The organism is Nocardioides sp., assembly GCF_030150155.1.
Taxonomy (GTDB): Bacteria; Actinomycetota; Actinomycetes; order Propionibacteriales; family Nocardioidaceae; genus Nocardioides.
In genome coordinates this window covers 18,405-43,049 of the sequence record NZ_JASLGR010000060.1, presented here as the reverse complement: position 1 = coordinate 43,049, position 24,645 = coordinate 18,405, and the positions used below count along the sequence as shown (strand labels likewise).

The following is a 24,645-nucleotide window of genomic DNA, read 5'->3' as shown; positions in this document are numbered from 1 at the left end:
CTCTGGTGGGTCGGGTAATCGGATCGGTCAGGCCTCGAAGAGGCTCAGCCGCCCGTCGACCATCTCATAGACCCGGTCGCAGTGGTGCAGCACCTCGTGGTCGTGGGTGACCATGATGGTGGCCACGCCGTGCTGGTGTGCCTCGGCGGCCAGCAGTCCGACGACCTCCTGGCTGCGCTGGCGGTCCAGCGCCGCGGTGGGCTCGTCGACCAGCAGCAGCTCGGGGTGGCTGGCCAGCGCCCGGGCGATGCCGATCCGCTGACGCTCGCCGCCGGAGAGCTGGTGCGGGCGCCGGTCGGCCTTGTGCTCCATCCCGACCTCGGCCAGCAGGGTGAGCGGGTCGCGCCGGTCGGCGCCGCGGCTGAACGTCGCCGGCAGCCGGATCTGGTCGGCCGCGGTCAGCGACGGGATCAGATTGGTGCTCTGGAAGACGAAGCCGACCCGGTCGCGGCGGATCGTCGTGCGCTGGCGGGGCGAGGCGGCCAGCAGGTCGGTCTCACCGAGCCGCACCGCACCCGAGGTCGGCGTGGTCAGGGCACCGGCGACGGCGAGCAGGCTGGACTTGCCCGATCCCGACGGGCCGACGATGCCGACCAGCTCGCCCGGCGCGACGCTCAGCGAGACGTGGTCGAGGGCGGTGACGGTCTCGTCGCCGTCGCCCAGGCTGAGGCAGACATCGGTGAAGGTGAGTGCGGCGGTCATCGGCTTCCTCCCAGGGCGGTGAGCGGGTCGACCCGGGTGATGCGCACCACCGCCGCGGCGGCGCCGAGCATGCCCAGCACGATCAGCAGGATGGCGGCGGCGAGCACGGGGCCCGCGGCCAGGGCGAACGGCATCGGGGTGGTGCTCAGCAGGGCGCCGAGCCCGACGCCGATCCCGATCCCGATCGCGGTCGAGGCCAGCAGCAGGGCGAAGGACTGCAGCAGGCTGTCGCGCAGCACGTAGCCGGTGCTGGCGCCGAGGGCCCGGAGCACGGCGATCTCGCCCTTGCGCTGGATGGTGAGGACGGTGAAGAAGGCGCCCACGACGAGTGCGGAGATGGCGTACAGGAACGCCTGGATCAGGGTCAGGGTGCTGGTCTCGGCGGTGAACCCGGGGGAGGCGCCGAAGGACTTCTTCAGGGTCATCGAGGTGGTGTGCGCGGCCTTGTCACCGGCGGCCAGGTCGACGGATGCGCCCTTGTCGGCCTTGACCGCGACGGAGGTGAACTCCTGGTACACCCGGGGAGCGACGGTGTCGCCACTGCGGACGCCGGCCTTGGCGTCTTGCCAGCTGTGCAAGGAGATGTAGCCGACGTCGACGTGTCCGAAGGTGGACTGGCTACCGAGCACGCCGACCACCTTCAGGGCCAGGCCGCTGGGTTCGAGGGTGACGGTGTCGCCGAGCTTCACCCCGGCCTCGACGGCGGTGGGGGAGATCACGATCTGGTCGTTGCCGCTCAGCGGCTGGCCCTCGGCGACACTCGGGTCGAGGAAGGAGTGCAGCTCGACACCGAAGAGCGCGAGGTCGACCTCGACCCCGTTGTTCGTCCGCCCGTTGACCAGGGTGTTGCCGAACGGCGTCGCCTCGGCCACGCCGGGCTGCTTCTGCCAGGCGGTGACGGCGTCGGGGCCGACGGTGCTGCGGGAGTACGCCGAGCTCTCCTGGACGTCGGCTTGGAATGCCATCGAGGTGACGTCGAGCCGCTTGAGGCCGGAGACACCGTCGTTGACCAGGCCCTCGGACAGGCCGCTGAGCAGCACCATCAGGACCGAGATGAGGGCGACGACAGCGCCCATCAATGCGAACCGGCCGCGCGCGAACGAGAGCTCGCGGGCGGCGAGGAAGGACGGCTTCACTGCCGTCCCCAGTTAATCGACACCATGTCGGCAAAGATACCGACATGGTGTCGGCTATTCCAAGTCGGGAGCTGACGCACCCTGCTCGGTCGCGGGCACGTGCGGGTCGCGTCGGTGACGTCCGACCGGCTCCAGGGTCGGGCTCCCGACCAGGAGTCGCCACGCGATCCGGCCGAACTCGGTGCGCTCATCGGCATCGAGGGTGGTGTCGTACTGCTGCTCGACCTCGTGCACCAGGCTGGCGTGGATCGCCCCGATCAGCTGACGCATCGACTCCTTGCCTGCCGCAGTGAGCTGGTACGCCTCGTCGGACTGGGTGATCAGCCCGGCGCCGACGGCCTCGTCGAACGCGGGCTGGAGCACCTCGCGCGGCACGGCGTGCTGGTGGGCGACCTCCGTCAGGCGTACGTCGACACCGTGCCGATATCGATGCACCCCGACCTCGGCGCACGCCCAGACCTGCGGCACGCTCGCGATCTGGTCCCCGGCCAGGATCCGCTCCACGATCCCGCGTGCCCGGGTGCTGTGCAGCACCCGCATCAGCTGGTCCTCCAGCTGCCCCCCGCTGCTGCGGGCATCGGGGATGCCGAAGCCGCGCCCGACATCGGCCGCCGCCGGCGAGGCCAGGCCCCGTAGCGGCACCTGCTTGAGGAACAGGGCCAGGACGAGCGCCAGCAGCGCGAGCGGTATCCCGCTGGCGAAGACGTGGCTGAAGGAGTCGGCGTACGCGTGCCGCAGGATCTGCTGTGCAGCGGCGGGCAGGCCGTCGAGCGCCTCGGGGGTGGAGACCGCCGACGGGCTCACCTGGGCCTTGGTCAGGGCTGGAGGCAGGGTGTCGCTGAGCGAGTTCGCGTACACGCTGCCCATCACCGCAGCGCCGAACGTGCTGCCCATCGTGCGGAAGAAGCTGACCGCGCTGGTCGCGGTGCCCAGATCGCGGTAGTGCACCGAGCTCTGCACCACCAGCACCAGGATCTGCATCGCCAGGCCGATCCCGATGCCGAGCACGAACATCGCGATCGAGGTGTCGACGAAGCCGGAGCCTTCGTCGAGGCGGGAGAGCAGGAACGCGCCGACGGCCATCACGCCGCCGCCGATGATCGGGAAGATCTTGTAGCGCCCGGTGGTGCTCACCACGTTGCCCGCCACCACCGAGGCGATCAGCAGGCTGATCACCATCGGCAGCGTCCGGGCGCCCGAGCCGGTCGCCGAGACCCCGAGGCAGAACTGCAGGAACGTCGGCAGGTACGTCATCGTGCCCATCAGTGCGAAGCCGACCACGAAGCTCAGCAGGCAGCACACGGTGAAGACGTTCTGCCGGAACAGCCGCAGCGGCAGGATCGGGCTCGCCGCCCGCGACTCGGCCCAGATGAAGAGCGCGATCACCACCACGGCGGCGGCGAAGAGGCCGATGATCATCGTCGAGCCCCAGGCGTACTCGCTGCCACCCCAGGTGGTGGCCAGGATCAGCAGGGTCGCTGCGGCGGAGATGAACGCGATCCCCAGGTAGTCGATCACCGGCCGCTCGTCGCCCTTGGTGCTGGGCAGCAGCCGGACGGCGAGGATCAGGATCACCGCAGCGATCGGGACGTTGATGTAGAACACCCAGCGCCACGACAGGTGGTCGGTGAAGAGGCCGCCGAGGAAGGGTCCGATCACCGTGGTGACACCGAAGACCGCGCCCATCGCGCCCTGGTACTTGCCCCGCGAGCGCATCGGGATGATGTCGGCGATCATGGCGGTCGCCGTCACCGTCAGGCCACCGCCGCCGATGCCCTGGAGGGCCCGACTGCCGATCAGCCACGGCATCGAGGTCGCCGCGCCGGCCAGGGCCGAGGCGCCGACGAAGATGACGATGGCGATCAGGAAGAGGGTCTTGCGCCCGAAGATGTCGCCCAGCTTGCCGCCCAGCGCGGTCGCGATCGTCTGGGTGAGCATGTAGGCGGTGATCACCCAGGACAGGTGGGAGGCCCCGCCGAGGTCACCGACGATCGTCGGCAGGGCGGTGGAGACGATCGTTCCGTCCAGGGCCGCCAGCAGCATGCCACCGGCGATCAGGGCGAAGGCCGCGTTGCGGGCGGCGGGGCTGAGCTCTGGCCTGGCGTTCTCGTCCGGGCCGGCGACGCTGTCGAGGGTGGCGGTGCTCAACGGTGGAACCTCCTGCTGGTGGGGTCCTGCGGTCTTCGCACACTAACCCGCTGTTGGCCCTGAATGGGGCTGGCGACGTGTGTTCTCTGCACTCGTGGGCAGGGCGGGCGCCGGAACTGTCGGTGGCCTCTGCGAGGGTTCTGGGGTGCGGTGGCGTGGGGGAGTGGGACTGGTCGGGTCGCTGGTCGGAGTGCTGGTCGGGGTGCTGCTGGCGGGCGGTCTCGGCGGGTGCTCGCTCGACGATCTGGACGCGGTGCGCTCGGCCGCCGACCAGGCCACGGCGATTCCGGGAGCCGCCTCCACCGGGCTCGCGGCCGACGCCGCCGACCAGCTCGCGGGGTTGGCCCTCGCCTCACGTCGTACGCCGTCCTCGGCCGGCTACAGACGCGCCGAGTTCGGCTCGGCCTGGTCCGACGTGGACCACAACGGCTGCAACCAGCGCGACGACGTGCTGCTGCGTGACGCGGTGCCCGGCTCGACCACCGTCGCCGTCCAGGGCCGGTGCGACCACGACGTGCTCGCGGGCACCTGGGTGGATCCCTACACCGAGCGGCGGGTGGTGCTCAGCGACCTCAAGGACCCACGCCAGGCGCAGGCGGTCCAGATCGACCACATCGTGCCGCTGGCCGAGGCCTGGGTGTCCGGAGCCGACACCTGGGACGCCGAGCGTCGCCGGGCCTACGCCAACGACCTGGCGGTGCTGCTCGCCGTGGACGGCCCGACCAACGCCAGCAAGGGCAGCGGCGACCCGGCCGCCTGGCGCCCCCGCAAGGCCTACCAGTGCGTGTACGCCGAGCGGTGGATCACGATCAAGGCGACCTGGTCGCTGAGCGTTGACGCCAGTGAGCGGCGGGCGTTGGAGGAGATGCTCGGCTACTGCTGACGCGTCGAGCTCTCCCGGACCAGCAGCCGACTCGACAGTCGCACGGGGACCTCGGGGTGACGTCCGTCGATCAGGTCGACCAGCATCGCCACCGCCGCCTCGGTCTGCCGGATCGGATCGAGGTCGATCGCCGTCACCGGCGGGTTGCTCTCCCGAGTGGCGCGGCCGTCGTTGCCGCTGACCAGGAGCAGGTCCTCGGGTACCCGGAGACCGCGGTCGCGGCAGGCGCGCAGCACGCCGCCGGCGTACCCCTCGGCAGGGGCGTAGATCGCATCGGGCGGAGTGGCGGAGTCGAGCAGCTGGCCGGTGACCAGGGCGGCGTCGCGGTGTGCGAGCTCGGCGGGGACCGGAGTGCGCAGGTTCGGCAGGCCGTGGGACGTGCACCAGTCGGCGTACGCCGTATCGATCTCGGTCGACCAGGCGCGGGCCCAGTCGGTCGACAGCAGCGCGATCCGGGTAGCGCCCTGGGCCAGCAGGTGGTCGAGCACCATCGTGGTGTTGGTGGCGTTGTCGCCGGCGACGTAGTGCACCCAGTCGGGGCGGGCCTCGTCGCGCTCGATCGTCACCACCGGGGTGTTGAGCTCGGCGAGCAGGTCGATCGTCGGGTCCTGGGCCTCGGGGTCGACCAGGATCACCCCGTCGGCGTTGATCAGGCGCCAGTCGTCGGCGGTGCGCAGCAGCGGTGGCAGCACCAGCGGACGCTCGGCGGCGAAGGCGGCCGCAGCCGCGGAGCTCGCCACCGCCATGTAGTAGTCCAGCGCCAGGATCTCCCGGGAGATCTCGTGGCTCTCGTCGCGGGGGATGACCAGCGCGATCGAGCCCAGCCCGCCGCGCTGCAGCGCCCGCGCCGTGCTGCTCGGCCGGTAGCCGAGCTCGGTCGCGATCGCGCGCACCCGCTCCGCCGTCGTGACACTGGCGTCGCCCTTGCCGTTGAGGGCGTGCGAGACGGTGGTGACCGAGACGCCGGCGGCCCTGGCGACGTCCTTGATGGTGATCCGAGATGAGGTCACGAGGGTCAGCCTAGCGACGGGCGTGGTCGGACCCTGTGGATGCGCGCCGACTTCCTCAAGTTCTGCCACCGGGTGCCGAAGACGGAGGTGGAGGGGTGTGGAGGTACGCACTCCACAGGAGGGAAGCAACGTGTCTAGAACCGCCGTCCGGCCGACCGGACTTGCGCGGACGTTCGGCGTCGACGAGGTGATCGTCACCAAGACCGACACCAAGGGACGCATCACCTACGCCAACGACGTCTTCTGCCGGGTCTCGGCGTTCGTCGAGCGCGACGTCGTGGGCCAGCCGCACAACATCATCCGGCACCCGTCGATGCCCCGTGGCGTCTTCCGCCTGATGTGGTCGACGCTCCAGCAGCGTCGCGAGCTCTTCGCGTACGTCGTCAACCTCGCAGCCGACGGCGCCCACTACTGGGTGCTGGCCCACATCACGCCCAGCTACGACTCCACCGCGAACGTGGTCGGCTACCACTCCAACCGGCGACTGCCCGCCCCCGAGGCGGTCCGCCAGATCGAGCCGATCTACCGCGAGATGCTGGCCGAGGAGGCCCGGCACAGCAACGCCGACGAGGCCGCGGCCGCAGGTCTGCGACTGCTGGAGGCCAAGCTGGCACAGCTCGGGACGACGTACGACGAGTTCGTCTGGGCACTGACGAATGAGAGCAACGCATGAGCGAGACCGACGCGCCGACGATCGCGAACGCTCCGCTGGCCCGGGCGGCGTCCGACGACGCGGTCGGCGGGCACGACGCGCTGTACGGCTCGGCGATCCAGGACTGGCTGGCGGTGATGAGCCGCGCTGCCGAGGGTGACCTCGAGGCCCGCGCGATGAACATCCCCGGCACCGAGGAGATGGCCGACGTCCAGGCCATGCGCTCGGCGATCAACCTGCTGCTCGACCGCACCGACGCCTACGTCCGGGAGTCGGTGGCCTCGCTGGAGGCGGCCAGCGACGGGCGCTACTACCGGCGCTTCCTGCTGCGCGGCACGATGGGTGTCTTCCGCTACGGCGCCGAGATGATCAACCAGGCCTCGACGTCGATGGCCGAGGTCAGCGCCGGGCTGGAGGAGCAGGCGCGGCGTCGGCTCGCGCTGGCCGACCGACTGGAGCAGACCGTCGCGGCGGTCGCCGAGCAGATGGCCTCGGCCTCGATCGAGCTCGGTGCCACAGCGTCCAGCCTCAACCAGGCCGCCCACGTCGCCGAGGGCAAGACCGAGTCGGCCTCGGCCACGGTCAAGCAGATGGAGACCACCGCCCGCGAGATCCAGGACGTGGTCGGGATGATCTCCCGGATCGCCGCGCAGACCCGGATGCTCGCCCTCAACGCCACCATCGAGGCCGCCCGTGCCGGTGAGGCAGGCCGCGGCTTCGCGGTGGTCGCCTCGGAGGTCAAGCAGCTGGCCGACTCGACCGCGAAGTCGACCGAGCAGATCACGGCCCAGGTCGACGCACTCCAGTCCTCGGCGCGCGAGACCACCACCGTGATCGAGGGCGTGGCCTCCAACGTCCAGGAGATCGCGCCGATGGTCGAGGCGGTCGGAATCGCTGTCAGCGGTCGTCCGGCGAGCATCGACTTCGGTGGTGCGCAGGGGCTGGAGCAGATGGCGACGTTGCTGCGTGCTGAGGTCGGGCAGTTCGTCGAGGAGCTGCGTAGCAACTGAGCGCGGCTGCGGCTTCGGCCGTGGTGGTGGGTGTGGGCGTCGGCGTCGGCGTCGGCGTCGGCGTCAAGGTGCCTGATCTGCGGATCGGTCGAGGCGCTGAAAGTTGGCACCCCGGTAGCAACGTCCGGCCGTGCTGCGGTGCGGTCGGCCTACACTGCCCACACAGGTATTCACTCGCTGTCAGAGTTGCTCGCGATGAGGAACCCCGGCCGCGCGTCCCTAGTCAAGCGGGGGCGGGGTCATCACCAGGCCCGTGTGCGTGGCGTACTCCCGAAACGACGCCACGCACACGGTGCACCCCTCCCGGTCGGCACGCGGTTGAGCCTCCTCTCGACCGCGTGCCGATTGCCGACTTCCGGGTTCACCACCGCCGAGATCCGGGTTCGCCACGGTCGAGTTCCGGGTTCGCCACGGTCGAGTTCCGGGTTCAGCACCGCAAGGCTGTCAGGGTCGTGCGGACGCCACAGTCGCCGTGCGTGACCCCGCGACTCCCGCTGAACTGGTCCTGCGAGCTGTCCACCCAGATCTCGAAGTGCTGGTGTGGCGTCACCCGGTAGTACGTCGTGACCGGATCGCCTTCGGTGGTCAGCTCGGTGACGACGTACTCGCCACCGGTGTGCGCCGCGAGATGCCGGTTGAGGCAGGCCAGGCCTGGGTCCTGGAGCGGCTTGACGCCCTGGGAGGGTGCCTGCGTGCCGCACGAGGCGTACCGGGGACGAGCGTCGAGCTCGGCGCGCCCCGGGACCGGCACCACGGAGCGCGGCACGGTCGGGGTGACGCTCGGCGTCGCCGAGGGAGTCGCAGGTGCTGTCCGGCTCGGCGTCGGAGTGGGCGTCGGAGCATCGGAGGAGTCCGAGCAGGCAGCGAGCACTGCGGTGGTGAGGGCAGCCGACGCGAGTACGGCGACCTGGCACGCTCGACGGATGGTGGGAGGCGTCACGCCCTCATCGGACCACGCGGGCACCCGTTGCGCGGCGGGTTCGGCGAAACCTCCCTAAGGTGGAGGTGATCCGGGTATCGGGCTCGGCCGGCGCAGGGAGTGACGATGATCAAGGACTGGCTCAGCCTCTCGTGGAAGCTGTTGATGGTACGTGGCGCGATCGGGATCGTCTTCGGCATCGTCGCGATGGTGTGGCCGATCAGCACCATCTGGGCGCTCGTCGTGCTGTGGGGGATCTGGGCCCTGATCGACGGGATCGGCTCGCTCGCGCACGCTCTCGAGCCGGGCACCAGCGGTGCCGGTCGAATCTTCTTCGTGCTGTTCGGGATCATCGGCCTGGCCGCCGCGGTGATCGCGATCACCCGCCCGGGGCTGACGGCGGTGACGCTCACCTGGGTGCTCGGCATCTGGCTGATCGCGCGGGGCGTGATGGAGGTGATCGGCTCGTTCGGCGCCGGTCAGGTGGTGCCACGGGCGCTGCTGTGGCTCTCGGCGGCGATCGACATCCTGCTGGGAATCCTGTTCGCCGCGAACCCGGGCCGCAGCGCGGTCAGCATCGCCTTCGTCCTCGGCCTGGTCGCCCTGGCCTGGGGGCTGGTGTTCCTGGTGGTCGGGTTCCTTCTGCGCTCGGAGCTGAAGGCAGCCGACTCCCGGGTCTGATCCGTGGTGAACCCGGATCTCGGGGGTGGTGAACCCGGAAGTCGGCGGTGGTGAACCCGGAAGTCGGCGGTGGTGAAGCCGGAAGTCGGCTAGTGGGCGCGGACCCGCACCCTCCCGACGATCCGGCAGACCACGTAGATCGCGAACGACACCGTGGTGACGTACGGGCTGATCGGGATCGTCGTGCCCAGCGCCAGCAGGATGCCCCCGACCATCGAGGTCAGGGCGAAGACCACCGACAGGATCGGTACGACGGTGGGCGAGGAGCTCACCTGCAGTGCGGCGGCCGCCGGCGTGCACAGCAGGGTCAGGATCAGCAGCGCCCCGATCACCTGGATCGAGACCGCGACCGTGCAGCCCAGCAGCAGCAGGAAGAGCGGGCCGAGCAGCCGCACCGGCACCCCGCGCGCGGCGGCGACGTCGGGGTCGACGCTGGCGAACATGAGCGGGCGCCAGATCGCGATCAGCACCACCAGGACGGCCAGGGAGGTGGCGACCAGGACCGTCAGCGAGGTGTTGTCGATCGCCACGATCTGCCCGGTGAGCAGGCCGAACTTGTTGGCCGCGCGTCCCTTGTAGAGCGCCAGGAACAGGATGCCGAGGCCGAGTCCGAACGGCATCAGCACGCCGATGATGGAGTTGCGGTCCCGGGCGCGGGCGCCAAGCACGCCGAGGGCGAGCGCCGCCAGCAGGGAGCCGACGAACGACCCCGTCACCACGCTCGCCCCCAGCAGCAGGGCTCCGGAGGCGCCCGCGAACGACAGCTCGCTGACGCCGTGCACCGCGAACGGCAGGTCGCGGGTCATCACGAAGACGCTCACCAGGCCGCCGACCAGGCCGAGCACCGCCCCGGCGATCAGGCTGTTGCGCACCAGGGGGAGCAGCTCGCTGTAGTTGCTGAAGTTCACGATCTGACTCCAGTCGACCGTGGCCATCATGCGGGCTCCTCCTCGTCGTGCGGGTGGGTGTGGCCGGCGTCGTCGGCGCCCAGGACGATCAGCTGGTCGCCACGCCGGATCACCTCGATCGGGGACTGGTACAGCTCGGAGAGCACCTCGCTTGTCATCACGTCTTGCGGGCTACCGATCCGGAAGCGGCCGTCGTGGAGGTACAGCACCCGGTCGGTCACCGGCAGCACCGGATTGATCTCGTGGGTGACGAAGACGACCGACGTGCCGTGCTCGCGGCGCTGCTGGTCGATCAGGGCCACGACCTGACGCTGGTGGCGCAGGTCGAGGGAGAGCAGTGGCTCGTCGCACAGCAGCACCGCCGGGTCGGTCGCCAGTGCCTGCGCGATCCGCAGCCGTTGCTGCTCGCCACCGGAGAGCTGGCCGAGCGGCCGATGCGCGTACGACGTCGCCCCGACCCGCTCGACCAGCTCGGCCACCCGGTTCCGGGCGGCGCTGCGCCACGGCAGGGGCAGTCCCCAGCGGTTCCCGTCGATGCCGAGTCGAACCAGATCCTTGCCCCGCAGCGGTACGTCGACGGCGTACCCACGCTGCTGGGGGATGTAGCCGATCCGCCGGCTTCCGCGTCGTGCCGGCTCCCCGTCGACCATGACGGATCCCGCCGAGAGCGGGACCAGGCCGAGGATCGCCTTGAGCAGGCTCGACTTGCCGGTGCCGTTGGAGCCCAGCACGGTGATGAACTCCCCGGGGGCGACATCGAGGTCGAGGCCTGACCAGAGCGTGCGCTGCCCGTAGGCGAGCGTGGCGTGGTCGATGCGGAGGACGGGCGTCATCGTCGGCCTCAGCGCAGGGCTGCGCTGAGCGCGTCGAGGTTGTGCTGCATCCATGACTCGTAAGTCTGGCCCTCCGGCATCGTCTCGGTCACCGACACGACGGGGATGTTTGCGGCCTTCGCAGCCTTCTCGACCTGGGAGGTGATCGGTCCACTGGTCTGCGCGTTGGTCACCAGCACTGCTACCTGGTGGTTGCGGTAGAGGTCGAGGGTCTGGTTGAGGGTGCCGACGGCGACGTCGTCGCCCTCCTCGATCGCGGCGCTGAAGGCGGCCGGGGTCTTGTCGACCAGGCCGATGGCCTCGGTCATGTAGAGCGGCACCGGCTCGGTGATCCCGACGCCCTTGCCGGTCGCGGTGGCCTTGAGCTTCTGCTCGTCGGCGATCAGGGTGTCGACCTTGCCGGCGAACGTCTTCGCGTTGGCGGTGAAGGTGGCGGCCTGGCTGGGGTCGAGCTTGCCGAGCTCGGTGGCGATCGCGTCGGCGACCTTCTGGGCGGTCGGCAGGTCGTACCAGACGTGCTCGTTGAGGTCGTCGCCCGCGGCGGTGGTCTTGCCGGAGACGGTGACAGCGTCGACGACGACCGCCTTCGAGGCATGGGTGCCGAGGAGCTGGGTGACGAAGTCGTCGTAGCCGCCGCCGTTCTCGATCACGAGGCCGGCCTTCTTGATCTCCAGGGCGGTGGTGGCGCTGGCCTCGAAGGAGTGCGGGTCCTGGCTCGGGTCGGAGATCAGGGAGGTGACCTTCACGGCGTCACCGCCGACCTGGGAGGCGATGTCGCCCCAGACGTTGGTGGAGGCGACGACCGAGATCGGGGTGTCGCCCTTCGAGGAGGACGCGTCCTTCGTCGCTGTGCCGGAGTCGGAGGAGCCGCATGCGGTGAGGGTCAGGGCGACGGCGGCGACCGCTGCCGCGGCGAGGGTGGTCTTGAGTGTCATGAGGTCCCACTTCCGAGTCTCGGGCGCGCTGGCAGGGACGCCAGCGACGACGTGTCATTGGCAATGATAATCGTTCTCATTCTCAATGGCGAACCGGGGTGAACCCGGAAGTGGGCGGTGGTGAACCCGGAAGTCGGCGGTGGTGAACCCGGAAGTGGGCGGTGGTGAACCCGGAAGTCGGCTAGAGGTGGAAGAGCCGGCGGGCGTTCCCCTCGACCACCCCGCGCGTCCAGTCGTCGCCGAGCCCGAGGTCCACGACGGCGTCGAGGGCGGAGAGGTAGCTGTACGGGATGTTGGGGAAGTCGCTGCCGAACAGGATCCGGTCGCCGAGGTCGACCAGCATCGGTCGCAGGTCGGGCGGGAACGGGGTGAGCGCCTCGGTGAACGCCGTGAACGCCATCGTGGTGTCCAGGTGCACGCCGGGGTAGCGAGCCGCTAGGTCCAGGAAGTCCCCGTAGTCCGGCAAGCCCATGTGGGCGACGATCAGGACCAGGTCCGGGAAGCGGGCCAGCAGCGTCCGCATCGCCGCCGGACCGGTGTGGGTGCCCGGCGCGGGGCCGTGCCCGCAGTGGATGACGACCGGGGTGCGGGCCTCGGCGAGCGTGCCCCAGACCGGGTTCAGCAGCGGATCGTTCGGGTCGTAGTCACCGACCTGGACGTGGGCCTTGAAGACGTGGGCGCCGGCCGCGATCGCCTCGGGCACATACGTCGCCGCCGAGGCCTCGGGGTAGAACGTCGCCGAGGTCAGGCACCCCGGCGTCGCGGCAGCGAACTCGCGCCCCCAGGCGTTGAGCCAGGCCGCCATCTCGGGCTTGTGCGGATAGTTCAGGGCGGTGAAGTGCGAGACCCCGAAGTCCTGCAGCCGCTGCACCCGCTCGGCCTCGCTCAGCCGGTAGGCGATCGGCCACGGCCGCCCGGTCATCGGCCCGACCGCGTCGAAGTAGCCCCACACCTTGCGCAGCACGGAGTCGGGCATGAAGTGCGTGTGGACGTCGATCAGGCCGTCCACCCCGAGGGCGGTCAGGCGACGACGTACGAGCGCTGCTTCGTCGGGTGGGAGCGGGACCGTGGCAGAGGGGGACACAGACGAGGACACAGGGCGAGTCCATCACAACCGGGTCGACTCCAGTCGTCCCCCAGCGCGGCTCAAGCCCGCGCGTCGAGGCTCCGACCATGACTTCCGCACCCCTGCTCCGGTCGCCGTGGCGGCCACTGCTGTGGCTCCTGGCCGCAGCGCTCATCGTGCTGGTGGTGCCGCCGATGCCCCGCGCCTCGGCGGTGCCGCCCCTGACCGTGACGGTCTCCAACGTCTCCACCCCGCGGTACGGCGACGAGCTCACGTTCACCGTCCGTTCCAGCGGATCGGAGGTGGTCGCCTCGATCTCCTACGGCGACGTGGAGCTCGGCTCCCAGCCGATCGACGGAGCCACCCGTTTCTCTGTCCCGACCATCAACCGGTTCAAGCCGGGGACGGCGTACCGGCTCACCGTCGAGGCCGGCAACGAGGTCACCTCGGGGACGGCGACCTTCACCTTCTCCACCACGACCGTGCCGGTGCACGTCACCCTGGATCGGACCAGGGCCGACTACAGCGCGCCGTGGACCGGGCGCGTGGTGCCCGACGCTCCGACCGCGGTCGCGATGGACGGCACGGTCCAGCTGCGTGCCTCCGAGGCGGTCCGGGCGACGGCTCCGGTGGCCGCGGACGGCACCTTCGCGCTGCCCAACGCCACCATGCCGTGCGCCTGCTCGATGCCCGTCGAGGTGCGTCTGGTCGGAGCCACCTACCTTGCAGCGACGGGTCCCGGGGCCGGCAGCTTCGAGGGGTCGCTCCGCACCGACCTGCTCGCCACCCGGGTCGGACTGACACACCTCGACGGGCCGATCACCCAGGGCGACTTCTTCCGCGTGACGGCGCTGATCGGCGCGGTCGATCCCACCGCCCCGGCCGCGGCGTCGGGGACACTGCGGGTCACCGCCGCCCGCAGTGGTGGGGGTTCGGAGGAGCTGATCTCCGAGCGTCCCGCCGAGCGCGGCGTGGCGATCAACGTCGAGCTGACCAGCTGGCTCAGCACCAGGCCGGGACGGTGGAGCGTGCGGGCCGAGTTCGTCCCGGGCCCGCAGAGCTCCTCGACCGTGGCGGGCTCCTCCTCGACGTTCGACCTCGACGTGGCTCGGGTGCGCCCCTGGGCCACGACCACCGAGCTCAGCGTCGACCGCATCGCGGTGACGACGGCCGAGGCGGTGAGCGGCACCGTGCGCACCGTCGATGCTGAGCAGAACCCGGTGGCCGGTGCCGTGATCGAGGTGGACGGCACGGCCTGGCCCGCGACCGTCACCGGGGCGACGTACCGGCTCAGTGGCCTGAGCGCGGGGGTCCATCAGATCCGCGCGCACTTCGGCGCCACCACCGACCTGACCGAGTCCTTCAGTGCGGTGCGGACCGTCACCGTCACCGCCCCGGTGCCGAACGACCCGAACAACCCGGGCGACCCCAACAACCCCAACAACCCGAACGACCCCGGCACCCACCAGCCCGGTGGGCACGGCACCGTCAAGGCGGCCACGACGGTGAAGGTGATCGGCAAGCGGGTGCGCAAGCACCGCACGGTCCGCCTCGTCCTGGCGGTCCGGTCGGCCAGCGGCACGCCGACCGGGGTCGTCACGGTCAGGCGCGGCAGCAAGGTCGTGGCCACCGGGCGGCTCCGCGCCGGTCGGGTCACCCTCACCACCTCCCGGCTTCCTCGCGGCAAGGTCCGCCTCCGCGTCAGCTACGCCGGATCGACCACGCAACGGTCCGCCACCAGTGCGCCGATCACGGTGCGACTGCGATGAACCCGACCACCTCCACGACGACCGCGAAAGAGGACCCGATGTCCCTCAGCACCACACCCGGAACCTCCCTGCCCACGTTCAACCTGGCGCATGCCCACACGCCCCGCGCGGTCCTGGCGCCCCGCTCGACCGAGGAGGTCGCCGACGCGGTCCGGGCTGCGGCGGCCGCAGGGGAGCGGCTCACCCCGGTCGGCACCGGCCACGGGTGGACCCATCGGATCGAGGGCGGCTTCGCGCTGCTGACCGGCGCGCTGGACGACGTCACCGTCGATCCGACCACCGAGACCGTGCGGATCGGCGCCGGTGCCACCTGGGCGCAGGTGCTCAGCGCGGCGGCTCCGTACGGCCTGGCGCCCGTCGCGGGCTCGGCACCGGGGGTCGGCGTGGTGGGCTACCTGCTCGGCGGTGGCCTCAGCCCGTGGGGCCGGACGTTCGGCTGGGGCAGCGACTACCTGCGTTCGGCTCAGGTGGTCTCGGGGACCGGCGAGGTCCTCACCGTCAGCCCGACCAGCCACCCTGACCTGTTCTGGGCGCTGCGGGGCGGCAAGGAGATCCCCGCGGTGGTCACCTCGGTCGAGGTCGGCCTGGTCCGGCTCACCCGGATGTACGGCGGCGGGCTCTTCTTCGACGCCGCTGACGCCGACGCGGTCCTGGCCGGGTGGGTGGCGTGGTCGGCGGGGCTTCCCGAGGAGGTCAACACCTCGATCGCGCTGTTGCGGCTGCCCGACCTCGCGACCGTGCCCGAGCCGTTGCGGGGCCGCTGCGTGCTGCACGTCCGGATCGCGGTGCCGCTCACCGCCGCCGACTCGGCTGCCACGGCGGCGGCTGCCGTCGCCCCGGTCCGCGCCCTTGCCCCGACGGTGCTCGACACCCTCGGCGAGCTCCCGGCCACCGCGCTCGGCGCGCTGCACGCCGACCCCGAGACGCCGATGCCGGTGGTCGAAGCGGGGGCGTTGTTGGGCGCCCTGGACCGTGACGCTGTCTCCGCACTGCTCGAGGTCGTCGGTCCGGGCGCCCCGGCACCGCTGTCGGTCGTGGAAGTGCGCCGCCTCGGGGGACGGCTGGCCCACCCGCCGGCGCTGGCCGACGCGGTGATCGGCCGCGAGGCGGCGTACGGACTCTTCGTGGTCAGCGCCCCGCTCCCGGAGCTGTTCGACGGCCCTGTCGCGGCGACGGTGGCGGCGCTGGCACAGGCGATGGCGCCGTGGACCACCGGGACCTTCCAGCCCAACTTCGTCGGCTCGCTCAACCTGCCCGGAGCCGTCGACCGCAGCCGCAACGCCGAGGACCGTGCCCGGCTCCAGCGCCTGCGTGAGACCTACGACCCTGCCGGCCTGATCGGCCACTGAGGAGACCTGATGATCTCGCCACACCCGCGTCGCCCGGCGCGACGCAGCACCCGCCTGATGACCCTCGTCGGCACCGGCGCCCTGCTCGCCTCCGGCCTGACGGGGACCGGCCTCGCCGCCGATCCGGCCGGTGCCGCACCCGCACCGAGCGGGCCCGGCACGCTCGTCTACGTCAAGGGGTACGACGTCTTCGTAGCCCGTCCCGACGGCTCGGGCGAACGCCGGATCACCACCGGTGGCACCGCCGCCGCACCCTGGCACGCACCCAGCGGCGCCGACAACGGCACCATCGCCGCGGTGCGCGGCCCCCGGGTCTACCGGTTCGACCAGTGGGGCAACCTGCTGAACTCCTTCGACCCGCCCAACCTCACCGACTCCGCCGGGCAGCCGCTCGGCGGCGGGATCGACGACGCGGTGATCTCACCCGACGGCGCCCTGATCGCCTACACCTACCGCCGCTACAGCTGTCCGCCAGGGCTGGCGTGCAAGATGCGGTGGAGCACCGCGGTCAGCGCCGCCGGCACGCTCACCGACCCGAGCCGGTTCGGCACGGCGCTGTACGGCAACCCGAGCTGGGTGACCAGCACCAGGCTCGCGCTCAACGGCACCGACTTCGACGCCGTCCAGGTCTTCGACCTCGCGCTGCGCACGCGGCACTGGTTCCACGACGGCAACACCAGCAGCGAGTATCTCCAGCTCACCGCGCCGGTGGTCTCGCGCGACGCCTCCACCCTCGCCCTGATCCGGGGCGAGGGCGACCAGAGCCACATCGCGACCTACCGGATCGGAGGCAACATCCGCTCCGGGCCGGTGCCGGCACCACCCGACCCGGCGTGTGCCACCACCCGGGCCGACGGCTTCGCCTCACCGACGTTCTCGCCCGACTCCCGCGCGTTGGCGTGGGCCGAGCCCGACGGGATCTGGCTCACCACGGCCGCCCTGGACTGCCAGACGCAGCCGGTGCTGGCGGTGCGGGGTGCCCGGGAGCCGTACTGGAGCGGCGCGGCGCTGGGCGCCGGCACCCGGTTCGCGGTGGTGCGTTCGCCTCGACTCAGCGGCAGGGCCGCGGTCGGCCGGATCCTGCGTGCCGACCCGGGCGCGTGGGCACCCCGGCCCGCTCGGGTCGCCTTCCAGTGGCTGCGCAACGGTCGCCCGATCAGGGGCGTCCACGGGTCGGCGTACCGGCTGAGGAAGCGCGACCGCGGCACCCGGATCGCCCTGCGGATCACGCTGAGCAGGCCCGGCACGGCGACGAAGTCGTGGCTCGGTTCCGGAGTCAGGGTCCGGCGCTGAGGATTATCGTGACGCGGGTGAGAGTCCGTGTGCTCGGCCCCGTGGAGGTGGAGGACGGCGGACGCCTGCTCGATCTCGGGGCGCCGAAGCCGCGTCGTCTGCTGGCGGTGCTCGCGCTGCACCGGGGTCGTCCGGTCAGCCCGGAGGCGATCGTGGACGCGCTGTGGGGCGAGGACCCGCCGGCCAGTCACGCCGTCACGGTGCAGGGCTACGTGTCGGGGTTGCGCAAGGTGCTCGAACCCGAGCGCGCTCCCCGCGAGGCAGCGACGGTGATCCAGACCTCCGCCCTCGGCTACACCCTCGGACTGCCGGCCGAGGCGTTCGACGTCGCGGTGCTCGAGAACGCCGTGCGCGAGGCGAGCGCGAGCACGCGAACCGTGGCCGAGCGCCCCTGGCAGGTCGCCTCGGGCGCCGACCTCGCCCCCTGCGCCGACCGGCTGGACGAGGCTCTGGCCGGGTGGCGCGGTCAGCCGTACGCCGACCTCGGCGACGATCCGATGATCGTGGCCGAACGGGACCGGCTCGACGAGCTCCGTGCGGCGGCGGTCGAGATGCGCGAGCTGATCCGGCTGCAGAGCGGACACCTGGCCGACGCGGCCCAGGCCGCGCGGGCGCTGGAGCCGGAGACGGTCCGGCACCCGCACCGCGAACGGATCTGGCTGCTCCGGGCCGCCGCCCTGGTCCTGGCCGATCGCCAGGCCGACGCTCTGGCGGTGCTCCGTTCCTTGCGCGAGGCGTTGCGGGAGGACCTCGGGGTGGACCCGTCTGCGGCGGTCGGCGCCCTGGAGACGGCGATCCTGCAGCAGCGGGTCGGCGTGGCGGCGACGGCAGCCGCGACAGCCGCCCCGACGGCCCCTGCGGCCCTGACGGCGTCCGCGTCCGGAGCATCGGCGCGGGTGCTGCGGGTCGGCGTCGTGGACGACCATCCGGTCTTCCGGATGGGGATGACCGGCCTGCTCGGCTCCCTGGACGAGCTCGACCTCGTCGGCGCGGCGGGCGATGCCACCGAGGCGTGGGCGCTGGTCGAGCAGGGCCTCGACGTCGTGCTGATGGACCTCGACCTGGGTGGCGAGTCCGGCATCGATCTCACCCGTGACCTGCTCGTCGACCACCCCGACCTGCGGGTCCTGGTGATGACCATGCACGAGGACGACGCCTATGTCGCTGGGGCCCTCCAGGCGGGCGCGGCGGGCTACCTGCTCAAGTCCGCTGAGGCCCAGGACGTGCTGCGGGCCATCCGGGGTGTCGCTCGCGGTGAGCTGATCATCGGCTCCGCCGTCGCGGCGGCCGCCCGCTCCCGGCTGGCGGGCCGATGAGCGCGCCGTACGCGGTCGAGGTGCCGCTCGGGTCGACGTACGACGGTCTGCGACGCGCCCGGCTGGGGTGGACCGCCCTGGCCTGGACGATCGCGGCCGTGGTCTGGGCGTTCGCGGTAGCGGCGGTGGCAACGGTGGTCGCCTCGGGCACCGAGCCCGCCGAGCTCGCGAACTGGGTGATGGACGTCGTCACCGCGGTGGTCTACGGGGCAGTGGTCACGCTGATGCTGCCACGCACCCGGCACCCGGTGGTGTGGCTGTTAGCCCTCACCGCGGTCGGCTGCGCTGCCTCGGGCTTCGCCACCGCTGCCGCGCTCCTCGACCACACCCTGCCGGGCAACGGCGTGCTCTTCTACCTGCCGTACTGGGCCTGGGTGCCCGGTGTCTATGCGACCTGCACGGTGGTTCCGCTGCTCGCGGTCCCGGCACAGTCCGTGCGTCGACCGTGGCTGCTGATCGCGGTCTCGGCGCTGGTGATCGTGCTGGCCACGCTGCCCGGGCTCACCGCGGTGGTGCCGGGCCTGCCGGCGAACCCCTTCGGGATCCACTCCGCGACCTGGCAGCGGGTGCGCTCGGACCTCGGGATGCATCCGCACCGGGTGATCGCGGTGCTCGGTGCCGTGGTGCTGGTCTGGCTGGTGCTGCGCCGGCGCAGCGCGCCCGAGGCCCAGCGCCGGGGCCTGCTCTGGCTGATCGCCGGACAGGCCGCGATGGTGATCGCGATCGCAGCCTTCGTGGTGCCGACGCCGGCCGGCTGGGCATCCGTCGCCGCCGAGGTCAGCGGCACCCTGCTGCTGGTGGCCCAGCTCTTCCTGCCGGCGGCCCTGCTGGTGCTGGTGCTCGGCCAACAGCTGTGGGGGATGCGGACCCGGGTCGACCGGAGCCTGGTGTGGGCGGCGATGACGGTCAGCATCGCGCTGGCCACCTTGGTGCTGCTCGCGTTCGTCGCCCGCGGGCTGCCGGTCGACTCCGACGTCGCCGTGGCGTTGGTCGTGGGCGTGATCGGGCTCGGTGCGGTGCGGCTGCGTGCCTGGATCCAACGCCACGTCGACCACCTCGTCTACGGCACCGGCGCCGATCCGGCACGTCTGCTGCGCGGGGTGGGGGAGGCGGAGTTCGACCTCGACGCGCTCGCCGAGGCGTTGTGCCGCAGCCTGCGGCTCTCGGCGGTGCACCTGCTCCCGCCCGGTCCCCGGAGCGTGCGGACCGAGGACGGCGAGGTCGACATCGCGCTGGTCAGCCGGGGCCGGCAGGTCGGGCGCCTGGTCGCCCTGCCCCGCCCGGGGGAGCGCCTGGACCGGCGTACCACCCAGATGCTGAGCGAGGTCGCCGGCATGGTGGCGATGACGATCGACCTGAGTCAGTCCGTCGAGGCGCTGACCGCAGCCCGGAGTCGGGTGGCGAGCGTGCGGCATGAGGAACGACGTGCGCTGCGCCGCGATCTGCACGACGGGCTCGGCCCCGCGCTGGCCGGCATCAGGCTGGGGCTGATCGCGGCCCGCGGACAGCAGGAGAAGGACCCCGTGAACGCTGCGGAGCTGTTCGACACCGTGGAGCGGGAGCTCTCCCGGCAGGGGGAGGAGGTGCGCCGGCTGAGCCGTTCGCTGGTGCCGCTGGCCCTGGAGGACGGTGACCTGGCCTCAGCCCTGACGGCGCTCGCTGCCCGGTTCGAGACTCCCGGCTGCCGGATCGACGTCACCGTCTCAGCCGGGACCGAGCAGGCAGCCGGGGTGCAGGTAGCGCTCTACCAGCTGGTCAGTGAGGCGCTGCTCAACATGCAGCGCCATGCTCACGCGACCCGCTGCTCGGTGGTGGTGCGGCGTCGCGCCGACGGCGACCTGGTGATCGCCGTCAGCGACGACGGCATCGGCATCGCCGCGGACGCGGTCGACGGTGTCGGGTTGCGCTCGATGCGCGAGCGGGCGCTGGAGCTGGGGGCGACGCTGCGGATCGGGGCCCGACCCGGCGGGGGAACCGAGGTGGAGCTGCGGCTCCCCACGCCGTGAGTCGCCTGCTCCTCAGGCGAAGGTCTCGGCCTCCCGGCGCTCGAAGCCGCGCCGCGACGAGGCCCACAGCAGCCGCATCGGGGTGCCGCCGATCGCCGCGACCCGAGCCGTCGCGGTCGCGTCGAGCCCCTTGAAGATCCAGGGCAGGAACTGGCGGGCATGACGCACCGACGGCCGGCCGCGGAACTGCTCACGCTCGATCACCTCCCACTCGGGCCCGCCGACGTAGCGCTGCAGGATCGGCACCGCGTCGGTCTCCTCGTGCGCGAGGTGGGTGCCCAGGCAGGTGGCCAGCTCGTCGAGGTCGGAGCGCAGGTCCCGGTACGTCTCCGGGGCCGCGGCGCGGGCCAGCGCCGTGAACCCCGCGTCACAGCTGGCCAGCAGCGGGTCCAGGGTGTCGTGCTCGGCCTCCATCTCGCTCAGCACCCGCAGCCCCGCGGCGTCGGCGGCCCGTTCGGCACGTTCGGCCAGCATCGGCCACAGGATGGTGTCCTCCTTGGTGTGGTGGGTGTGCAGCTCGGAGGTGAACAGCTGCCAGCGCCCCTGCAGGCGACGCCAGGCCTCGCGATCGTCGAGCGAGACCGTCGCGACCGTGGCGCGGAAGTCGCTCAGGTCACGTCGGAACGCGTGGTGCAGGACGTACATCATCGTCATGTCGGCGGGTCCGGCCGCGGCGGCGGCCTGCCCGGGCAGCAGGATCTGGTCGGTCATCGTGGGCTCCTCGAAGTGATGGGGGCTCCACCTTCGGCGGTCGCGCTGGAGGTCGGCTGGCGCGCGACTGGGGAGATCGACCCGGTCAGTGAGAGCCGGGCCCGCGTCGACGTGTGGGCCGTGTCACATTCGCCCCGACCAGTCATGCAGACCTGAGAGGGACACGATCGATGAGCGCAGCAGGTGTGGAGAGTACGGCGGCCGGCGAGCCGATGCTGGTGAGCAACCGGTTCCAGGGGCGCCGGGTGCTGCTGACCGGGGCCGGCTCGGGGATCGGCCGGGCGACCGCGGTCCGGCTCGTCGCCGAGGGCGCCCAGGTCGTCGGTGTCGACCGCGACGCCGCCGGACTGGAGGCCACCGTGGCCGCCTGCGCCGGTGCCGGGTCGATCAGCACCGCGGTCTGCGACGTCACGGTTGAGGCCGAGGTGGTCGCCGCGGTCGCAGGTGCCGTGCAGACCCTCGGGGGCCTCGACGTCCTGGTCAACGTGGCCGGGATCCACCGCACCACTCCGATCGAGACGCTCAGCGTCGACGACCTGCGGGCGCTGTACGAGGTCAACCTGGTCGGCACCGCGCTCTTCTGCCGTGAGGCCGTCGCCAACCTGTCGCGTGGCTCGGCGATCGTCAACGTCGCCTCCCTGTCGGCCACCCAGGGGAACCCGTACATGACGGCGTACTCGGCCTCCAAGGGTGCCGTGCTGGCCTTCTCGATCAGTCTCGCCGCCGAGCTGGTCGGCCGGGGCATCCGGGTCGTGCCGATCTCGCCCGGCCAGGTCGCCACCCCGCTGACCGCGGTGGTGGGGCCCGAGGCAGCCCACCTGGACTTCTCCTACTTCGGCCGGATCCGGTCGCTGATGGGGGAGGCGCAGCCCGAGCAGATCGCCGGGGTGATCGCCTTCGCGGCGTCGGATGACGCGTCCTACCTGACCGGTGCCGAGATCCGGGTCGACGGCGGCTCCGACATCTGACCGGCCTCTGATCGGCCTCGACGGACGGCCCGGGTGTGACCAGTGGAACACCCGGGCCCGCCGTCGCCCCGGCCCGGGTCGTGCCTGCGGCGACGTTGGCTAGGGTCGAGGGTCGCTACTGGGACCGGTAGCGCCTGAACACCGGAGGCTCCCATCGACCTGTACGACGCCATCGCCCGCCGTCGCGACACCCGCGCCGAGTTCTCCGGTACGCCGCCGCGCCCCGAGGTGCTGGACCGCATCCTGGCTGCGGCGCATCAGGCGCCCAGCGTCGGCATGTCCCAGCCCTGGGTCTTCGTGACGGTCCGGGAGCCCGAGCGCCTCGACGCGTTCGCCGCCCACGTCGCAGGGGAGCGGCAGGTGTTCGCTGACTCACTCGCCGGGGAGCGTGCCGCGACCTTCGACCGGATCAAGATCGAGGGCATCCGGGAGTCGGGCCTCGGCCTGGTGGTGGGCTACGACCCGACGACCGCCGGGGAGCAGGTGCTGGGCCGTCACGCGATCGCCGACGCCGGGCTCTACTCGGTCAACCTGGCCATTGAGAACCTCTGGCTCGCCGCGACCGCCGAAGGGATCGGGGTGGGCTGGGTGAGCTTCTACCGCGAGCAGTTCCTCGCCGACCTGGTCGGCTTCCCCGCCCACATCCGCCCCGTGGCCTGGCTCTGCGTCGGTGAGCTGACCACGCTGCCCGACGTACCGGATCTGGAGCGGTTCGGCTGGCGTGGGCGTGGGCCGCTGGTGGTGCACCAGGAGCAGTACCGCCAGGGCTGAGCCACTAGTCCTCGCGGACCCGCCCACGTAGCGCCTTCGTCCGGCCGGCGAGCTTCTTGGACTCGACCCGACGCCGCTGCGAGGCCCGGCTGGGCTTCGTGGCGCGCCGCGGTGGGGGCGGCGGCATCAGTGCGGCCCGGACCAGGGCGGCGAGGCGCTCGCGGGCAGCGACCCGGTTGCGGTGCTGGGAACGGTGCTCGGAGGCGACGATCGCGATGTGGTCACCGGTCATCGAGGGGCCGAGATGGCGTAGCACCCGGACGCGCTGGGCATCGGTGAAGGCGCTCGAGGAGGCGGGGGAGAAGCGCAGCTCGACCCGGGTGTCGCTGGTGTTGACCGACTGGCCGCCGGGGCCGGGCGAGCGGGAGAACCGCTCGGAGAGCTCGTCGGCAGGGATCACGACACCGTGCGGTGCGCCAGGACCGGCGGGCACCGCCAGGTCCTTGCCCGGGTCGCTCATGGGGTGACCGTAGCGCGTTCCTCGGTCTGCGCGACACCGAGTTTCAGGCCACCCAGCCGGGTCGCGAGGCCGGGATGGTCAGCTCCGGGCCAAGCGGCGAGGACCGTGACCGCCAGGAAGACGTTGAGGATCCAGCCCGGTCCCTCCCAGGCCGACAGCGCGGCGAACGCGCCGATGCCGCAGACCCACTTCACCAGCCGGCCCGGGAGGGCCAGCCCCGGGCGGGAGGCAGTGGTCTCCACCGCGATCGCCCACTCGCCGATCGTGCGACCGGCCATCAGCACCACGACCAGCTGGACGGCCCCGGCACTGCCCCAGGCCAGCCACCGCTCCAGCGCCCCGTCCAGGTAGCGCGTGTCCCCGCCGCCGTACAGATGGAAGGCCCGCCACGACACGTCGACGGCGAACGCCAGCGCGGAGGTGGCCAGGCCGTCGCACACCATCCCCATCCAGCGCCGTCCCAACGAGACCTGGGTCGGCAGCGGACGCCGGCGTGTGTGCCGCGGTACGACGAGGGCGGAGAGCAGCGAGCCGAGGATCGCGCCCGTGGTGTTGGTGATCAGGTCGTCCACGTCGAAGACCCGGTAGGCGCAGTGATAGAACCCCCACACCCCGGTGCGCTGGGTGGTCTCGATCAGCAGCGAGACCGCCAGGCCGAGCAGCCCGGCGACGACCACGCCGCGGCGCAGGATCCGGCGCACGAAGAAGCCGAACGGCACGAACAGGGCCACGTTGAGGGCTACCTGGAGGAACGCCGGGTTGGCCAGCAGCTCCCCGGCCGAGCCCGCCCCACGGTCCAGGATGTCGTCGAGGGAGGCGAACGGCGCCGTCTGGCTTCCCACACAGCGCACGTCCGAGCGCGACGGTGCGGGCAGCAGCGTGTAGGTCCACAGCGCCACGCCGTAGATCGCCGCGGCCAGCAGGACCATCAGCGACCGGATGCCGAGACGCCCTTCGCGGCGGTACAGCACCGCGGTGACCGGGAGCAGCAGCACGATCGCCAGGCCGGTTCCGAGCAGGACGGCGAGGAGGGCGTTGGTGGCTTGATCGTGCACCTGACCACGCTAGGGCAGTTACAGGCGGCGGGCCGAGTCGTGGGCGCGATGGCCCGGGAAACCT

Annotated in this window: 23 protein-coding genes; 11 read left to right on the top strand and 12 right to left on the bottom strand. The window is 71.8% G+C overall.

Annotated elements, in window-relative coordinates; genetic code table 11:
• Positions 1-27: 27 nt before the first annotated feature.
• Genes Q1V88_RS18315 through Q1V88_RS18305 form a run of 3 tightly spaced genes read right to left on the bottom strand, consistent with a single transcriptional unit; the run spans position 28 to position 3,986 of the window.
• The gene (locus Q1V88_RS18315) at positions 28-702 is read right to left on the bottom strand and encodes an ABC transporter ATP-binding protein (RefSeq protein ID WP_300683151.1); all 675 of its coding nucleotides are present in this window, start codon (positions 700-702) and stop codon (positions 28-30) included.
• A complete protein-coding gene (locus Q1V88_RS18310) occupies positions 699-1,838 on the bottom strand; it encodes an FtsX-like permease family protein (RefSeq protein ID WP_300683149.1) in 1,140 nt (379 codons plus the stop codon). The genes Q1V88_RS18315 and Q1V88_RS18310 overlap by 4 nt, the downstream gene beginning before the upstream one ends.
• Positions 1,839-1,892: 54 nt before the next feature.
• The gene (locus tag Q1V88_RS18305; protein ID WP_300683147.1) at positions 1,893-3,986 is read right to left on the bottom strand and encodes an MDR family MFS transporter; all 2,094 of its coding nucleotides are present in this window, start codon (positions 3,984-3,986) and stop codon (positions 1,893-1,895) included.
• Between the two features lie 145 nt (positions 3,987-4,131).
• On the opposite strand from Q1V88_RS18305, the gene Q1V88_RS18300 reads away from it, so the two are divergent.
• Entirely contained in the window at positions 4,132-4,869 is a 738-nt protein-coding gene (locus tag Q1V88_RS18300; protein ID WP_300683145.1) for an HNH endonuclease family protein, read from the top strand.
• Here the strand turns inward: Q1V88_RS18300 and Q1V88_RS18295 are convergent.
• Positions 4,860-5,879, bottom strand: coding sequence for a LacI family DNA-binding transcriptional regulator (locus tag Q1V88_RS18295; protein WP_300683143.1), 1,020 nt, complete (start codon positions 5,877-5,879; stop codon positions 4,860-4,862). The two genes, Q1V88_RS18300 and Q1V88_RS18295, sit on opposite strands and share 10 nt — an antisense overlap.
• A gap of 130 nt (positions 5,880-6,009) precedes the next feature.
• Between Q1V88_RS18295 and Q1V88_RS18290 the strand changes: the two genes are divergently transcribed.
• Together Q1V88_RS18290 and Q1V88_RS18285 are read left to right on the top strand one after the other, a co-directional pair.
• On the top strand, positions 6,010-6,552 hold the full coding sequence (locus Q1V88_RS18290; RefSeq protein ID WP_300683141.1) for a PAS domain-containing protein: 543 nt from the start codon (positions 6,010-6,012) through the stop codon (positions 6,550-6,552).
• Positions 6,549-7,541, top strand: coding sequence for a methyl-accepting chemotaxis protein (locus Q1V88_RS18285; protein ID WP_300683140.1), 993 nt, complete (start codon positions 6,549-6,551; stop codon positions 7,539-7,541). Before Q1V88_RS18290 ends, Q1V88_RS18285 begins: the two co-directional genes overlap by 4 nt.
• A gap of 427 nt (positions 7,542-7,968) precedes the next feature.
• Here the strand turns inward: Q1V88_RS18285 and Q1V88_RS18280 are convergent, their stop codons facing one another.
• On the bottom strand, positions 7,969-8,481 hold the full coding sequence (locus Q1V88_RS18280) for a hypothetical protein (RefSeq protein WP_300683139.1): 513 nt from the start codon (positions 8,479-8,481) through the stop codon (positions 7,969-7,971).
• A gap of 105 nt (positions 8,482-8,586) precedes the next feature.
• Between Q1V88_RS18280 and Q1V88_RS18275 the strand changes: the two genes are divergently transcribed.
• On the top strand, positions 8,587-9,141 hold the full coding sequence (locus Q1V88_RS18275; RefSeq protein WP_300683138.1) for a DUF308 domain-containing protein: 555 nt from the start codon (positions 8,587-8,589) through the stop codon (positions 9,139-9,141).
• 89 nt (positions 9,142-9,230) lie between these two features.
• Here Q1V88_RS18275 and Q1V88_RS18270 read toward each other — a convergent pair whose 3' ends face one another.
• The 4 genes from Q1V88_RS18270 to Q1V88_RS18255 form a co-directional block, all read right to left on the bottom strand.
• The gene (locus Q1V88_RS18270) at positions 9,231-10,076 is read right to left on the bottom strand and encodes a metal ABC transporter permease (protein ID WP_300683308.1); all 846 of its coding nucleotides are present in this window, start codon (positions 10,074-10,076) and stop codon (positions 9,231-9,233) included.
• On the bottom strand, positions 10,076-10,882 hold the full coding sequence (locus Q1V88_RS18265; protein WP_300683137.1) for an ABC transporter ATP-binding protein: 807 nt from the start codon (positions 10,880-10,882) through the stop codon (positions 10,076-10,078). The genes Q1V88_RS18270 and Q1V88_RS18265 overlap by 1 nt, the downstream gene beginning before the upstream one ends.
• Before the next feature lie 8 nt (positions 10,883-10,890).
• On the bottom strand, positions 10,891-11,817 hold the full coding sequence (locus Q1V88_RS18260) for a zinc ABC transporter substrate-binding protein (protein WP_300683136.1): 927 nt from the start codon (positions 11,815-11,817) through the stop codon (positions 10,891-10,893).
• Between the two features lie 181 nt (positions 11,818-11,998).
• The gene (locus Q1V88_RS18255) at positions 11,999-12,913 is read right to left on the bottom strand and encodes an amidohydrolase family protein (protein ID WP_300683135.1); all 915 of its coding nucleotides are present in this window, start codon (positions 12,911-12,913) and stop codon (positions 11,999-12,001) included.
• Positions 12,914-12,990: 77 nt separating this feature from the next.
• Between Q1V88_RS18255 and Q1V88_RS18250 the strand changes: the two genes are divergently transcribed.
• The 5 genes from Q1V88_RS18250 to Q1V88_RS18230 are packed head-to-tail and all read left to right on the top strand — an operon-like array spanning position 12,991 to position 20,616.
• Positions 12,991-14,652: an Ig-like domain repeat protein gene (locus tag Q1V88_RS18250; RefSeq protein WP_300683134.1), complete on the top strand. Its 1,662-nt coding sequence runs from the start codon at positions 12,991-12,993 to the stop codon at positions 14,650-14,652.
• 38 nt (positions 14,653-14,690) lie between these two features.
• Positions 14,691-16,001: an FAD-binding protein gene (locus Q1V88_RS18245; protein ID WP_300683133.1), complete on the top strand. Its 1,311-nt coding sequence runs from the start codon at positions 14,691-14,693 to the stop codon at positions 15,999-16,001.
• A 9-nt stretch (positions 16,002-16,010) separates the two neighbouring features.
• Positions 16,011-17,294, top strand: a complete 1,284-nt coding sequence (locus tag Q1V88_RS18240) for a hypothetical protein (protein ID WP_300683132.1) — start codon at positions 16,011-16,013, stop codon at positions 17,292-17,294.
• Positions 17,295-17,311: 17 nt separating this feature from the next.
• On the top strand, positions 17,312-18,610 hold the full coding sequence (locus Q1V88_RS18235) for a BTAD domain-containing putative transcriptional regulator (protein ID WP_300683131.1): 1,299 nt from the start codon (positions 17,312-17,314) through the stop codon (positions 18,608-18,610).
• Positions 18,607-20,616: an ATP-binding protein gene (locus tag Q1V88_RS18230; RefSeq protein WP_300683130.1), complete on the top strand. Its 2,010-nt coding sequence runs from the start codon at positions 18,607-18,609 to the stop codon at positions 20,614-20,616. The genes Q1V88_RS18235 and Q1V88_RS18230 overlap by 4 nt, the downstream gene beginning before the upstream one ends.
• Positions 20,617-20,628: 12 nt before the next feature.
• On the opposite strand, the gene Q1V88_RS18225 is transcribed toward Q1V88_RS18230, so the two are convergent.
• A complete protein-coding gene (locus Q1V88_RS18225) occupies positions 20,629-21,327 on the bottom strand; it encodes a hemerythrin domain-containing protein (protein WP_300683129.1) in 699 nt (232 codons plus the stop codon).
• A gap of 170 nt (positions 21,328-21,497) precedes the next feature.
• Here Q1V88_RS18225 and Q1V88_RS18220 point away from each other — a divergent pair, with 170 nt between their 5' ends.
• Both Q1V88_RS18220 and bluB read left to right on the top strand, forming a co-directional pair.
• Positions 21,498-22,295 (top strand): SDR family NAD(P)-dependent oxidoreductase, encoded by a 798-nt coding sequence (locus Q1V88_RS18220; protein ID WP_300683128.1) that lies wholly within the window; start codon positions 21,498-21,500, stop codon positions 22,293-22,295.
• A gap of 153 nt (positions 22,296-22,448) precedes the next feature.
• The gene (gene bluB / locus Q1V88_RS18215) at positions 22,449-23,066 is read left to right on the top strand and encodes a 5,6-dimethylbenzimidazole synthase (protein ID WP_300683307.1); all 618 of its coding nucleotides are present in this window, start codon (positions 22,449-22,451) and stop codon (positions 23,064-23,066) included.
• Positions 23,067-23,070: 4 nt separating this feature from the next.
• Here bluB and arfB read toward each other — a convergent pair whose 3' ends face one another.
• Together arfB and Q1V88_RS18205 are read right to left on the bottom strand one after the other, a co-directional pair.
• On the bottom strand, positions 23,071-23,526 hold the full coding sequence (arfB, locus tag Q1V88_RS18210; protein ID WP_300683125.1) for an alternative ribosome rescue aminoacyl-tRNA hydrolase ArfB: 456 nt from the start codon (positions 23,524-23,526) through the stop codon (positions 23,071-23,073).
• Entirely contained in the window at positions 23,523-24,581 is a 1,059-nt protein-coding gene (locus Q1V88_RS18205; protein WP_300683123.1) for a VanZ family protein, read from the bottom strand. Before Q1V88_RS18205 ends, arfB begins: the two co-directional genes overlap by 4 nt.
• Positions 24,582-24,645: the final 64 nt, after the last annotated feature.

What these genes read in the sequence shown, in the direction of transcription:
- Q1V88_RS18260 (WP_300683136.1), bottom strand. Translation starts at nt 11,817, where the DNA reads ATGACACTCAAGACCACCCTCGCCGCGGCAGCGGTCGCCGCCGTCGCC.
- Q1V88_RS18240 (WP_300683132.1), top strand. Translation starts at nt 16,011, where the DNA reads ATGATCTCGCCACACCCGCGTCGCCCGGCGCGACGCAGCACCCGCCTG.
- Q1V88_RS18250 (WP_300683134.1), top strand. Translation starts at nt 12,991, where the DNA reads ATGACTTCCGCACCCCTGCTCCGGTCGCCGTGGCGGCCACTGCTGTGG.
- Q1V88_RS18230 (WP_300683130.1), top strand. Translation starts at nt 18,607, where the DNA reads ATGAGCGCGCCGTACGCGGTCGAGGTGCCGCTCGGGTCGACGTACGAC.
- Q1V88_RS18220 (WP_300683128.1), top strand. Translation starts at nt 21,498, where the DNA reads ATGAGCGCAGCAGGTGTGGAGAGTACGGCGGCCGGCGAGCCGATGCTG.
- Q1V88_RS18315 (WP_300683151.1), bottom strand. Translation starts at nt 702, where the DNA reads ATGACCGCCGCACTCACCTTCACCGATGTCTGCCTCAGCCTGGGCGAC.
- Q1V88_RS18270 (WP_300683308.1), bottom strand. Translation starts at nt 10,076, where the DNA reads ATGGCCACGGTCGACTGGAGTCAGATCGTGAACTTCAGCAACTACAGC.
- Q1V88_RS18285 (WP_300683140.1), top strand. Translation starts at nt 6,549, where the DNA reads ATGAGCGAGACCGACGCGCCGACGATCGCGAACGCTCCGCTGGCCCGG.
- Q1V88_RS18275 (WP_300683138.1), top strand. Translation starts at nt 8,587, where the DNA reads ATGATCAAGGACTGGCTCAGCCTCTCGTGGAAGCTGTTGATGGTACGT.
- Q1V88_RS18225 (WP_300683129.1), bottom strand. Translation starts at nt 21,327, where the DNA reads ATGACCGACCAGATCCTGCTGCCCGGGCAGGCCGCCGCCGCGGCCGGA.
- arfB (WP_300683125.1), bottom strand. Translation starts at nt 23,526, where the DNA reads ATGAGCGACCCGGGCAAGGACCTGGCGGTGCCCGCCGGTCCTGGCGCA.
- Q1V88_RS18265 (WP_300683137.1), bottom strand. Translation starts at nt 10,882, where the DNA reads ATGACGCCCGTCCTCCGCATCGACCACGCCACGCTCGCCTACGGGCAG.
- Q1V88_RS18245 (WP_300683133.1), top strand. Translation starts at nt 14,691, where the DNA reads ATGTCCCTCAGCACCACACCCGGAACCTCCCTGCCCACGTTCAACCTG.